Origin of the sequence: Tumebacillus algifaecis (assembly GCF_002243515.1) — a bacterium.
GTDB classification, from domain to species: domain Bacteria; phylum Bacillota; class Bacilli; order Tumebacillales; family Tumebacillaceae; genus Tumebacillus_A; species Tumebacillus_A algifaecis.
Genome location: NZ_CP022657.1, coordinates 3,867,344 through 3,879,869, shown reverse-complemented (window position 1 = coordinate 3,879,869; position 12,526 = coordinate 3,867,344). Strand labels below are relative to the sequence as shown.

Sequence of the window (12,526 nt, the reverse complement as noted above, 5' to 3'; positions counted from 1 at the left end):
ACAAGGGGGCAATTCTGATGAGCGAAACCAACAATCTTTATGATGTGATCATAATCGGCGGCGGTCCGGCCGGGATGGCTGCTGGTCTATACGCAGGTCGTGCCAACCTGAAAGTAGCGCTGATCGAGCGCGGGATGCCGGGCGGTCAAGCATCGACCACCCATTTGATCGAAAACTACCCAGGCGTGGAGTCTGTAGACGGTCCATCTTTGTCGATGATCATGCACAAACAGGCGGAAGACTTCGGGACAGAGATGATCACAGGCGATGTGGAGCGCATCGAAGATGCCGATCAGAAGATCAAGAAAGTGATCACGGGTCGCGGCGAATTTTTGACCAAGACGATCATTCTGGCCACAGGTGCAGAACCGCGTAAACTGGGTGCTCCTGGCGAAGATGAACTTCGCGGGCGCGGCGTCTCCTACTGTGCGACCTGTGATGGTGCGTTTTTCCGTGATAAGGAACTGGTCGTGGTCGGCGGTGGCGACTCGGCGGTTGAGGAAGGCATCTATCTGACCCGCCACGCATCGAAAGTGACGATCATTCACCGTCGCGACACGCTGCGCGCACAGAAGATTTTGCAGGATCGCGCTTTTAAAAATGAGAAGATCAACTTCATCTGGGATACGACGGTCGAGACGATCGAAGGCGACGGCAAAGTGCAAAAGCTCCAGTTGAAAAATACGAAAACGGGCGAAGCGAGCGAATTTGCTTGTGACGGGATCTTTATTTACGTCGGCATGGTGCCCAATACGAAATTCTTCACCGACTTGCCGATTCTGAACGAATCGGGCTATGTGGTGACCAACGACAAGATGGAAACGAAACTGCCAGGCGTGTTTGCGGCGGGCGATGGACGTGAGACCGTCTTGCGCCAAGTGGTCACCGCTACGGCGGACGGCGCGGTGGCGGCGTTCTATGCCGGTCACTATGTCGAGTTGTGGGAAGAGGATCAAGCATAAAGCAAAAGGATTGAGCGCGATGAACGATCAATTTCTGATCCTAGGAACGGCCGGACATATCGATCACGGCAAAACGACGCTGGTCAAAGCATTGACCGGGAAAGATACAGATGTTCACAAAGAGGAAAAAGAGCGGGGCATTACGATCGACATCGGATTTGCCCCCGTCAATCTCCCCGACGGCAGACGCGTCGGGGTGATTGACGTTCCAGGGCATGAGCGCTTCGTGCGTAACATGCTGGCGGGAGCGGGCGGGATCGACCTGATCCTGCTGGTGATCGATGTACAGGATGGGATCATGCCCCAGACGCTCGAGCACCTGCATATTTTGGAGATGTTGCACGTGCAAAAAGGCATCATCGTGTTGACCAAGATCGATCGGGTGGAAGACGAATGGCTGTTGATGGTCGAAGAGGAAGTGCGCAGCGGGTTGGCCGGGACGTTTCTGGCCGCCGCGCCGCTCATTCCGGTGTCGGCCACAACAGGAGTGGGGATCGAATCGTTGCGCCAAGAGATCGGGCGCTTGGCGGCAGAAGTGGTGCCGCGGGAAGTGACCGCACCATTGCGCCTGCCTGTGGATCGGGTGTTTTCGGTCGCGGGATTTGGCACGGTGGTGACAGGTACCGTTTATGCCGGACAGGTGCAGGTCGGGGACACGGTGGAAATTTTGCCGCAACGCTTGCCTGTACGAGTGCGGCACATTCAGGTGCACGGCGAGTCGGCAGATTCTGCGCGCGCTGGACAGCGGGCGGCGCTCAATCTGCACGGGGTCGAGCGGTCCGATCTGGAGCGCGGCATGGTGATCGCCCAAAGCGGGCTGTATCAGGCCACAAATCGCGTGGATGCGCGTCTTCATCTGCTCGACGATGCGCCGCGCGCCTTGACCAATCGGATGCGGATTCGCTTCTACATCGGGGCGAGCGAAGCGATGGGACGGGTGAGCATTCTTGACGGTGACCAACTGTCGCCAGGCGAAGACAGTCTGGTGCAGATCGATCTGGAGAGTCCGATCGTCTGCGCGTCAGGCGACCGCTTTATCATCCGCACGTTTTCACCGATGCTGACCATCGGCGGTGGCACGATCATCGACCCCCATCCAGCACGCGAGCACAGACGCCGTCGCGACTATGTGCTGGAAGAGTTGGAACAGCGGGAAAAAGGCGGACCGGATCAACTGATCTTGCAAGCGTTGCAAGACGATCCGGGCGCTGGAACGCGAGCGCTGGCAGATGCGGTTCATGCGACGGAGGATGTGGTTCAAGACTGGCTCGCCCCTCTGCTGCAAACGGGGCAGGTGACAGAGGTGGCGGGCGGTTATGTCGGAACTGAGGCGATGCTCCGTTTGTTCGATGAGATCGAGGAGAAGATCAGAGCTCATTTTGCAAAAGGGAAGTATCACATCACCGTCCCGAAAGCACAGGTGTTGTCTCAGTTGGGCAAGAAGGTCAAACCGAAGCTGTTCGACGCCCTGCTCATGACGACAGCTGGACAAGAACGGTTCGTTCTGCAGCGAGATAAGCTGGCGATCAATGGCTATGTGGTGCCGTTTACGCTGCGCGAAAAAGAAGTGCTCGGGAAGATCGAGGAACTCTTTTTGCGCGGTGGCTATCAACCGCCGTCATTTGAAGAGGTGCTGAAGGAATCGAAGGCGCTGGAGCAGACGCTGGTCGGACTCTATCACTACCTGCGAGAGACGGGAATGTTGGTCGAGCTCGAGGATGGGGTGCATTTTTGGGCATCGACCCTTGCGGAGGCGAAAGCGCTGATTCGCGAGCGCTATGCAAAGGTCGGACCTTTCGGCGTGGCCGAATTCCGCGATTGGGCAGGCACGTCGCGCAAGCTGGCGGTGGCGGTGCTGGAGTATTTTGATCAGCAGAAATTTACGAAACGCATCGAAGCCAAGCGCGTGCTGGTGGCCGAGACGAGTGAGAACTAAAATAAATGTCACGTACTGTTCACGTCTGTGTAATCGTCTCGCAATAATAAAGAGCTATGATAAAGACAAGCAAATTTGACCCCCCTTTTCAGTACTCTTTCCCAGTGAGACCAGCCCGTTCGGGTGTGTCTCACTCTTTTTTTTGTCTAAAAACGGATGGGTGGCGAGAGATTGCTGCTCGTTTTTCGTTGTGAACGAATAGGTGCAGTGGTATGCTGTGAAGGGCGCTGTACAGGAGCTGATTTGTTTCTATTTTCACATAAATGTACAGTCATGAACCATTAGTTTAGCTTGATTAAATGTTATAGCAGGTTAAGCGTAAATATGGCAGGAATGTGGACGTTTCGTAGAGAAGAAGAGAATAAATAATTCTGATTGGAGTTTGTTTGGGAAGAAAGAAGGGGGTAGGGTAGTGACGCCAACAGAAAAGAAAAAGAGCGTTTTTCAACGTGCGACGTTCCGATGGCTGGATCGTGTCTATGAAGGCATCGACAGCAAGATCAAGATGAAGCTGAGTCAAAAATTGGGTCTTATCATCGTTGTAACGTTTGTAGGAATTCTGGCAGTCGGCGTGATGTCGATCTGGCAATTGAAAATGCTCCAAGACAACATGGACGAAGCGTTGACCGTCAATCTCCGGGCGATGCAGGTCGCTGAAGAAATGAAGGTTACTGCTGCTCAATACGACCGTGAAATGGTTAACTATATCCGTAGTAGCAACAACAAGGACGGAAAACAGATCCAACTGAAAAAGCTCGAGGACCTGAACAAGGTGATCGAAGCGAGCATCAGCGAGTATAGAAATTTGGCAGATAAATCAGAAGAGGATCAAAAGTCGCTCGAAGACCTAGAAAATAACTGGGCGTTCTTTAAAGATTCACAGACAAAATTAATAGCTGAGGCGGGTAAGAGCGAAGTGATCGCTTTCCAACTCTGGGAGGGCAACCTTTCCTCCGGCTATAAGAATCTTTCCAAAACTCTCACCCAAATCAACGATAAAAACCAACGCGTGATCGCCGAATCAAAAGGGCTGCTCGACTCGATCTACCGCTCGGCTTGGATTTTGACGACGATCGTCATCTCGCTGATCGCACTGTTTGCTGGCGCGCTCGGTCTTGCGACCAACCGCTACTTGCAGCGCCGGATCAATCACATGGTCCAAGTCAATGAAGTGCTGGCTCAAGGCGATCTGCGCGTTGATGTGAAGATCAATTCTAGCGACGAACTGGGGCAACTCGCCACCTCCACATCGGATGTCATCTCCAACCTGCGCCAGATCATCGGCCAGGTCAACACCGCCTCGCTGTCCGTTGCTGCAGCTTCGGAGCGCCTGGCGCTCTCAGCTGAGGAGAGCAACCGAGCGGCCGAGTCGGTCGCGACGACGATCCAAGAGGTTGCGGAAGGGACGACGCGCCAAGTAGAACGCACACAGGAAAGCGCAGACCTGATGCAACATCTGGCCGAGTCGGTCGGTGAGATCAAGAACACGATGGATCGCATCGTGGAAGCGGCACAGCAGACGACAGACACGGCGCTGTCCGGTCGTTCGGTGCTGAACACCACATCCGGACAGATCGAAGGCATCCGCTCCGCCAACGTGGAGACGGTGCAGGCGTTCGAACACCTCTATTCGGAACTGGGCCGCATCATCCAGTTTGTCAACGTGATCACCGAGATCGCGTCGCAAACCAACCTGCTCTCCCTGAACGCTGCGATCGAAGCAGCGCGGGCGGGCGAACATGGGCGCGGTTTTGCGGTCGTCGCTGACGAAGTGAAGAAACTTGCCGACCAGTCTTCGCAGGCGGCAGGTGAAGTGCGCTCGATCGTCTCGTCTGCTCATGAGAGCATGGAGCAGATGAAAGTGGCGCTCGGCGGTTCCAACCAGCGCGTCGATGCGGGTGTCAAAGCGATGCAGGAAACGAATAGCTCCTTTGATAACATCGTGACGTCTGTCGAAGAGATGCTCGAGCGGATTCGCCTCGTAGCGGACACGACCGTTACGATCTCCGTCTCGGCCAACCAAGTGTTTGCAAACATCGAAGATGTGGCAGCGATCTCCGAAGAGTCGGCAGCAGGGGTGCAAGAAGTCTCTGCGGCGACTGAGCAACAGCTCGCTTCGATGCAAGAGGTGGCAGCGTCTGCCGTCACGCTTTCGAAATTGGCTGATGCTTTGCAGTTGAGCGTCTCCCGCTTCACGGTGGAAGAAGAGGTCCATGCCGGTACTGGCTTGGTCGTCTCGATCGCCGAGGCGCGGGCGAACAGTCAACTCGCAGCGAACAATTTGCCGCAATCAGAGGGTGAAGCCTCCCAACAGGACTTCGTAGCGTATGATGGAATTGTTGGGGCAACCGATGCTGAATCTGCTGCTTCGACGGAAGGCGGTTCCGAACAGGATCAGCTTGCCGCCGATGCGGAGTTGACAGAAAGCTCGGAAGATGTAAAAGATCTGGCTGACCCAAGCGATGAAGGTGCTGAAAAAGGCACCGAAAGATCGTAATCGTACCAAGTTAGCAAAAAGAGCCGTGCGTGATACGCCCGGCTCTTTTTTTGTGCCTTGGATTTCTTTCTTTCCGTTCGGTCATCTGCTACACTAAGAAGATACAAATTGGCATGAACTTGCAGGGAGTGAAGAGAATGCAAGCGGGTATTAACCTACTGTTGATCACCGGACTGTCCGGCGCGGGAAAATCGGTGACGATGCAGGCACTCGAAGATATCGGATTTTTCTGTGTTGATAACCTGCCGCCCGCTTTGATCCCGAAGTTTGGCGATCTGATCATTCAGTCCTCGGGCAATGTGACGAAAGTGGCGTTGGTTTGCGATCTGCGCGGTGGGGCCTTTTTCAGCGACCTGATGGAAGCGTTGGAGGCACTCGAGCAAAAGGGGCCCGATATCAACTACCAGATCGTCTTTCTCGAGGCGGATGACCAGACGATCGTGCGCCGTTTCAAAGAAACGCGCCGCCGCCATCCGCTCGCCAAAGACGGGCGGATCGTCGAAGGGATCGCAGATGAGCGCAAGATGTTGGAGGAGATCCGCGGCAATGCCGACCTGATCATCAACACTTCACATCTGAAAGCGAGCGAACTGCGGCAAAAAATCCTCAGTCAATTTTCACACATTGAGGATCGGCATTTGAAAGTGGATATCATGTCGTTCGGCTTTAAATACGGCGTGCCGATCGAAGCGGATATGGTGTTCGATGTGCGCTTTTTGCCCAACCCGCACTATGTCGATTCCCTGCGTCCTTTGACCGGGAAGAACCCAGATGTGTATGACTATGTGATGAAATGGCCGATTACTCAATCGTTTGTGACCAAGCTGGAGGACATGATCGATTTCCTTATCCCGCAATTTCGCAAAGAAGGCAAGACGCAAGTGGTGATCGGCATCGGTTGCACCGGTGGCAAACACCGCTCGGTCGCACTGGCCGAAACGCTGCATGAACATCTCAAAAACCGCGAGTGGGCGAGCGTCGTGCACCGCGACTCCGAAAAGGAATAACCGGAGATGGTGCGCTATTGGTTGCTCCTCGCCTGGACAGTCTGCTCGTTCGGACTTGGACTGATCGCAGCTGGGATCGGAATTCACAGCCTCCCTGGGCAAACATCGCTGATCGGGCTGGTCTGTCTGTTGATGGGCTCTGGGCTGCTCGCTTTCGGGTGGTGGCGCGATGAGCAGATCACCCGCACGCAGATGCTGCTCGAAAAGCGCAAGCCGCGTATCGTCGTCGTGGGTGGCGGCACCGGGCTGTCCGTGCTGTTGCGAGGTTTAAAAGAGTTTGACATCGACATCACGGCGATCGTGACAGTCGCCGACGACGGAGGCTCGTCGGGGCGGTTGCGCTCCGACTTTGACATGCCTCCGCCCGGAGACATTCGGAGTTGTTTGGTAGCGCTTTCGGACACCGAACCACTGCTGGAAAAGCTGTGGTCCCACCGCTTCAAAAGCGGGGAAGGACTGGCCGGACATTCGTTTGGCAACCTGCTGATCGCCGCTTTGACAGATGTCACCGGAGATTTTGAAACGGCGATCAAAGAGGCGTCCCGCGTACTGGCCGTCGGCGGCCGAGTCCTGCCTGCTGTGCGGGAAGCGGTCATCTTGCGCGCCTATATGGAAGATGGCAGCTTTGTGGAGGGCGAGTCCCAGATTCCGCTTTCCGGCAAGAAGATCGAGCGGGTCGAAGTGCAACCGAACGATCTGGAGCCATTGCCTGAAGCGCTAGAAGCGATCGAGCAGGCGGACGTGATCGTCATCGGTCCTGGTTCGCTGTACACCAGCATCCTGCCCAATCTGCTCGTGACAAAATTGACGCAAGCGATCGCAGACGCTGCGGCGAAAAAAGTATACATCTGCAACGTGATGACGCAATCGGGAGAAACGGATCATTATACCGCATCCGATCACGTCAAAGCGATTTATGATCACATCGAGCGCCCCTTGTTCGATTACATCCTCGTCAATTCCGCACCGATCCCGCCAGCCGTGATCGAGCAGTACCGCGAGAAACGGGCGGCGCCGGTGGTGGCCGACCTTTGGAATCTGCAAAATCTGGGGCTCAACGTGATCGCGCGCAATTTTCTGCACTACTCCATCTATGCGCGACACGATGCGCGGATGATCTCCGAGCAGATTTTGGCTTTGATCGGCCGCGATCCGAACAAACTCCGCCGCTAATACGGAAAGGAGGTGGCAATCGATGTCTTTTGCTGCCCGCACGAAAAAAGAACTGACCCAACTCGACTTAAAACCCTGCTGCAAACGGGCAGAACTGGCCGCCCTGATCCGCATGAACGGTACGGTGCTCATCTCCGGCAAGCGAATCTCGCTCGATGTGACCACCGAAAACGCGGCGATTGCCCGCCGGATGTACACGTTGCTCAAAGAACTGTTCGGTGTGCATGCAGAGATTTTGGTGCGCAAGAAGATGCGCTTGAAGAAAAACAACGTCTACATGATGCGCGTACCGTTTCAGGTGCGAGAGATTTTGCAGGAACTGTGCATCGCCGGGGAAAATCTGGTCTTTGTCGCCGGGATCAATCAAGAGCTGGTCAAAAAGAACTGTTGCAAGCGCTCCTATCTGCGCGGAGTCTTTCTCGCGGGAGGCAGCGTCAACGACCCGGAAGGTTCTTCCTACCATTTGGAGATCGCTTCAAACGATTATGACCACTCTGCCGCGCTGCTGACGTTGATCAACGAATACGATCTCAACGCCAAACTGATCGACCGCAAGAAGTCCTATGTGGTCTATCTAAAGGAAGTCGAGAAGATCATCGAATTTCTGAACATCATCGGCGCACATCAGGCGCTTTTGAAATTTGAAGACATCCGCATCGTCAAAGGGATGCGAAACCAAGTCAACCGTCTGGTCAACTGTGAGACGGCCAACTTGAACAAGACGATCGAAGCTTCGGTGCGGCAGATTGAGAACATCAAACTGCTCGAACGGGTCATCGGTCTGCAGAACTTGCCGCCCCGTTTGCGTGAAGTTGCCGAGTTGCGATTGCAGTTTCCCGACATCAACTTGAAGGAACTCGGGGAGATGTTGCCCAGCGTCGTGTCCAAGTCGGGTGTCAATCATCGCCTGCGCAAGCTGGATGAGTTGGCAGAAAAGGCAAAAACGGGTTATACTAACAAAAATTAAGAGTTGCGAGGAGGGCCAGAAGGTGGCAGAGAAGATTGTGACTGTGCAACTGGTTGCTGGATTGCATGCCCGACCGGCCGCGCTGTTCGTGCAAGAAGCGAACCGTTTTACCAGCGAGATCTATGTTGAAAAAGCAGGAAAAGCGGTCAATGCAAAAAGCATTATGGGCATTATGTCGCTGGCGATCGCCAGTGGCTCAGAAGTGATCATCCGTGCCGATGGGCCCGATGCGGAGCTTGCGGTGGAGAAATTGGCAGAGCTTGTCACCCATCAATAAACAGGAAAACCACGTTTCGCCAATCGAGCGAAACGTGGTTTTCCTGTTTATGTCGGCACGTTACAGCCGCGTTTCTGGGATCGGGACATTGAGATACATCGTCGTGGGACGCACCGCCAGTCGCCGCTCCATGATCTGTTCGACACTGCGTAATGTATGAGCCTCCACCTCTTCAGGCACCCGCACATAATGCAAGCGCCGTACCGAGCTGTAGGATGGATTGGTCGGCAGTGAGTCGAAGATCAGCTTTTGACCTGGCACGGGGACGATGTTTCCCGTCGTCTTGTCGATCCCGCGGATGCATTGGTAGGCATTTCCGGTGCGTATCGGCATCGGCCCGATGTCGAGATATCCGGTGAGCATTCCTTCATGCCAAGCGGGCACAATCGGGTAGAGCGGGCTTTTCGCTTCTAGTGGTACGACGGGGGCGTTGACGACCATGCCAGGTGTCCGAACGCGCAACGCTCGTTTCAGCACGTCTTGCACCCCGGTGACCGCATCGAGCGGCAGATCGGGCGGCACTTCGACGAAATGCACCAGCCGGAGTGCGCTGTGGCCGCTCATGCCAGGAATCGAGTCGAGTATCTGCTTTTGTCGTGCCGCAAGCAAAGGCCCGCCTCGCGGGTCATAGCCGCGAATCAACACATACATTCCGGCCAGCGTCAGCGGGGTGAGACCTGCAGATACGAAATGGACGGGACGGTTCTCCGCCCAGCCCTCTTGCAGTCCAAGCGTGCTCATGATCTGTCACCTCCCTGTAGGCAGTGGGCTGATAGTAGCCTATGCGCCAAGCCAAAGAGAGGTGAGTGGCGATCTACTGTGCGAGCCTGCATCACGATGGCCGAAGTGCTCAAAGCACGAGTTGGTCCGCTGTAGTGATCGAGGCTGTGCAGCGTGTGAAGATCAGGGTGCGGTCGGCAAGTTCATCAGGAAGGAGACCGCAAAGACGGTGAGCACCAGATAGAGGAGAAGCACAAGAGCAGCCAGCACGATGATCCAGATGCCGTTCGCCTTCGCGCCGCGTTTTATGGCGATGGCACCCATGATGATCGCTGCCGGGCCAAACAAAAAGGGCAGGAAGAACAGGGTTATCACGGCAAAAATCCAGCCGAGAATCACAAAGAGCTTGGGGTCCTTGCGTTTTTGAGAAGGATCCAAACTGGGCAAGCTTTCTTCCATGCAAGAACACCTCCATAACAAGTCATAGGTTTAACCTGTACGTGAGGTGTACCTTTTACACTGGAAGTAGTTTACGGCGCAAGAGCAATTCGAGCGTTCGGATGAAAAACCAGAGAAAGCCTGCGGAAAAACCAAGCCAAGGTGACTTCAGCGACCCAGGCTGATTTTTTTCAAAACAAAAGTGGCCGGTCCACGACAGGGCGTAGTGCAAGACAGCGAGTATGAGGGTCACCCGCCAGTCGAGGAAGAGCCAAATCCAGCCGAGCAGTGCGGCGAGGAAAGCGAAGTAATGCAGGAGCTGATTGATCGGATGCTGATGTGCTTGTTGATAGCGGATCAAGTCTTGTTGGATGCGGTGCAAGGGCAGAGTCACCTTCACTTTCTGAGCGCAAAAGACCGCAGAAGAAGGAATCTGCGGTCAGCTTTGGCCGTTGTGATGTAGCGTTTAGTTTGGAAGCAGGTCGAGCACGTCTTGTGCGACTTTTTGCTTCGCCATTTCGCGGATCTCCGCTGTTACTTCCGCTTTTGCATCGAGCAGCAGTTTGACAGCGGCAACGTCACTGCGCTTCACCGCATAGTACAGCGCACTGTGGCCGGAGTTGTCGGTGTGGTTGACTTTGGCACCTTTGGCGAGCAAGAGGGAAGATGTGTTCACATCGCCGCGCCGGATGGAATGGATAAGCGGTGTTTTGTCCTCCTCATCTGCGAGGTTCGGGTCGGCACCGTTGGCGAGGAAGGTGCGGACTAGGTCGATCTGATTCCACATGGAAGCAAGAGTCAGGCCGTAATTTTTTGTTCCATACAGCCCGTCGTTCGGGTCGAGTCCGTTTTTGAACAAGGAGTCGAGCATCTCCGGTGCGTTGTTCAGTGCCAAGTTGTACGTTTGGTACGTCGACTTCGCGCCTGCTTGGAGCAAAGCGGTGGCCAGTTCCACGTTTCTTCCATCGATGGCCGTATTCAAAGCATTGTTCTTGCTCTCCTCGTCTGTAAAGGACGGGGCGCTCAGGATCGCTTTGACCGTTTCGGTGTAGCCGCTCGCATAGTTGATCGCCGAGCCATTGACCGAGAGCGCGTTCGGATTAGCACCGCCTTCGATCAGTGCACGCACCAAGCCGGTCTGCCCGATATAGGCGGCGCGCATCAGCTCGGTGTCGTCCTCTTGAAAATGGGTGGTGTGCTTTCGGAAGTGGACCGCATCGTCGCTCAGTTTGGGGCTGTACGCGGTGTCTGCACCGGCTGCGGCCAGCAGTTTCATCGTCGCTTCATTGCCGTGCGTTTTCGCGATCAGGTAGGCGTTGGCGCCGAGTGCGTTTTGCAGATCAAGCTGAGCGCCCGACTCGATCAGCGCTTGGACCGCGGCAGTATGTCCGCGCTCTGCGGCGATCATCAACGGAGTCCAGCCTTGCTTGGTGGTCCGGTTCGGATCGGCTTGATAGCGCTTTAACGTGCGGATGTTGGTATCCATGTTGAAATAGGCCGCATGGTGCAAAATGGTCGGCATCTCGCTTTCGAATAGGACGTTCGGGTCCGCTTTTGCGGCCAGCAGGTCGGCGACCATCTCCGTGTTGTTTTGTCGGACCGCATACAGTAGCAATTCGTTGTCCGGGCGGTCGTCCGGAGAGTTTTGATACGATTCGAGAATCGTTGGAATGTTCGGGTTGACGCCGTGCTCCAGCATCACCTTCACGATCGAATTGCGGTTGTGCAGCACCGCGTAGTACAAGGCAGACTCCTGATTAAACTTTTGTTCGAAGGTTGGGCTTTTCACCGCTGAAAGCAGCAATTCGACCGCGCGAACATCGGCGCGGGTCACCGCCTCATGGAGGGCCGTAGGCATTTGCAAGTTGGTCGCTCCATAGGGATCGACCCCTTTTTGCAGGAGCAGTCGAGCGATCTCCAACTCTTCCGATTCAATCGCGGTGAACAGAGCCGACTTTTGCAGTTGGATCGCGTTCGGGTTGAGACCGTCGTTCAACAGCTCGGTGACCTTTCGGACATCGCCTGCGCGAATCGCGTCAAACAACGGTGCAGAGCGAGTATCGATGATCACCGCATGTTTTGCCTGATCCCATTTGACTTCACCGCCAACATGTTCCCCGATAAAGCGGATCGGAACCATCGTGCGTTCGCCGACGATCTGCGTGCTCCCGCTCATGCGGAGCCGTTCGTTATTGACGGTGGCGATGTCCTTGCCGATCTCAAAATCAATCTTCTTATTGCCGATCGTCACAGTCGCGATGCGACTGGTATTGTCCCATGTAGCAGTGCCGCCGAGCGCTTCGGCCAAATGGCGGATCGGCACAAATACCGTTCCATCATCATTAAACGCAGCCTGATCTGTGGACAGCACCTTGCCGTTGACCTGAATCTCAACGGGGGTGATAGCGGCCTGCACAGGTGCATGGGCCAGAGGTAGGGTTAGGATGAGTGCGAAGAGGCTTGAAATAACTGTCTTCTTCTTCATTTTAATGAACCTCCCTGTAAGTACAGATAATACACTGATTCGAGATCGGCTGGGCAATTTCCTG

General features: G+C 55.0%; 11 protein-coding genes. 7 read left to right on the top strand and 4 right to left on the bottom strand.

Going from position 1 to position 12,526, the window contains the following annotated elements:
* The first annotated feature begins 17 nt into the window (after positions 1–17).
* The 7 genes from trxB (at position 18) to CIG75_RS17160 (ending at position 8,819) form a co-directional block, all read left to right on the top strand.
* Entirely contained in the window at positions 18–962 is a 945-nt protein-coding gene (gene trxB / locus CIG75_RS17190; RefSeq protein ID WP_094237754.1) for a thioredoxin-disulfide reductase, read from the top strand.
* Between the two features lie 19 nt (positions 963–981).
* Positions 982–2,898, top strand: a complete 1,917-nt coding sequence (gene selB / locus CIG75_RS17185) for a selenocysteine-specific translation elongation factor (RefSeq protein WP_157729617.1) — start codon at positions 982–984, stop codon at positions 2,896–2,898.
* 412 nt (positions 2,899–3,310) lie between these two features.
* Positions 3,311–5,395 (top strand): methyl-accepting chemotaxis protein, encoded by a 2,085-nt coding sequence (locus CIG75_RS17180; RefSeq protein WP_094237752.1) that lies wholly within the window; start codon positions 3,311–3,313, stop codon positions 5,393–5,395.
* A 137-nt stretch (positions 5,396–5,532) separates the two neighbouring features.
* The gene (gene rapZ, locus CIG75_RS17175) at positions 5,533–6,402 is read left to right on the top strand and encodes an RNase adapter RapZ (RefSeq protein WP_094237751.1); all 870 of its coding nucleotides are present in this window, start codon (positions 5,533–5,535) and stop codon (positions 6,400–6,402) included.
* A 6-nt stretch (positions 6,403–6,408) separates the two neighbouring features.
* Positions 6,409–7,575, top strand: a complete 1,167-nt coding sequence (locus CIG75_RS17170) for a gluconeogenesis factor YvcK family protein (RefSeq protein ID WP_094237750.1) — start codon at positions 6,409–6,411, stop codon at positions 7,573–7,575.
* A gap of 22 nt (positions 7,576–7,597) precedes the next feature.
* The gene (gene whiA / locus CIG75_RS17165) at positions 7,598–8,542 is read left to right on the top strand and encodes a DNA-binding protein WhiA (RefSeq protein ID WP_094237749.1); all 945 of its coding nucleotides are present in this window, start codon (positions 7,598–7,600) and stop codon (positions 8,540–8,542) included.
* A 22-nt stretch (positions 8,543–8,564) separates the two neighbouring features.
* On the top strand, positions 8,565–8,819 hold the full coding sequence (locus CIG75_RS17160) for an HPr family phosphocarrier protein (protein WP_172844477.1): 255 nt from the start codon (positions 8,565–8,567) through the stop codon (positions 8,817–8,819).
* A 60-nt stretch (positions 8,820–8,879) separates the two neighbouring features.
* Here CIG75_RS17160 and CIG75_RS17155 read toward each other — a convergent pair whose 3' ends face one another.
* The 4 genes from CIG75_RS17155 to CIG75_RS17140 all read right to left on the bottom strand — a co-directional run bounded on the left by CIG75_RS17155 (position 8,880) and on the right by CIG75_RS17140 (position 12,462).
* Positions 8,880–9,560, bottom strand: coding sequence for a hypothetical protein (locus CIG75_RS17155; protein WP_094237747.1), 681 nt, complete (start codon positions 9,558–9,560; stop codon positions 8,880–8,882).
* A 162-nt stretch (positions 9,561–9,722) separates the two neighbouring features.
* Complete coding sequence (locus tag CIG75_RS17150; RefSeq protein ID WP_094237746.1) at positions 9,723–9,998, bottom strand: hypothetical protein; 276 nt, start codon at positions 9,996–9,998, stop codon at positions 9,723–9,725.
* A gap of 55 nt (positions 9,999–10,053) precedes the next feature.
* On the bottom strand, positions 10,054–10,359 hold the full coding sequence (locus CIG75_RS17145; protein WP_227874270.1) for an Mpo1-like protein: 306 nt from the start codon (positions 10,357–10,359) through the stop codon (positions 10,054–10,056).
* An 84-nt stretch (positions 10,360–10,443) separates the two neighbouring features.
* Positions 10,444–12,462: an ankyrin repeat domain-containing protein gene (locus CIG75_RS17140; RefSeq protein WP_172844476.1), complete on the bottom strand. Its 2,019-nt coding sequence runs from the start codon at positions 12,460–12,462 to the stop codon at positions 10,444–10,446.
* Positions 12,463–12,526: the final 64 nt, after the last annotated feature.

Bases quoted from the DNA above. Each gene is read 5' to 3' on its own strand.
- CIG75_RS17170 (WP_094237750.1), top strand. From the start codon at position 6,409: ATGGTGCGCTATTGGTTGCTCCTCGCCTGGACAGTCTGCTCGTTCGGA.
- whiA (WP_094237749.1), top strand. From the start codon at position 7,598: ATGTCTTTTGCTGCCCGCACGAAAAAAGAACTGACCCAACTCGACTTA.
- rapZ (WP_094237751.1), top strand. From the start codon at position 5,533: ATGCAAGCGGGTATTAACCTACTGTTGATCACCGGACTGTCCGGCGCG.
- CIG75_RS17150 (WP_094237746.1), bottom strand. From the start codon at position 9,998: ATGGAAGAAAGCTTGCCCAGTTTGGATCCTTCTCAAAAACGCAAGGAC.
- selB (WP_157729617.1), top strand. From the start codon at position 982: ATGAACGATCAATTTCTGATCCTAGGAACGGCCGGACATATCGATCAC.
- trxB (WP_094237754.1), top strand. From the start codon at position 18: ATGAGCGAAACCAACAATCTTTATGATGTGATCATAATCGGCGGCGGT.
- CIG75_RS17155 (WP_094237747.1), bottom strand. From the start codon at position 9,560: ATGAGCACGCTTGGACTGCAAGAGGGCTGGGCGGAGAACCGTCCCGTC.
- CIG75_RS17140 (WP_172844476.1), bottom strand. From the start codon at position 12,462: ATGAAGAAGAAGACAGTTATTTCAAGCCTCTTCGCACTCATCCTAACC.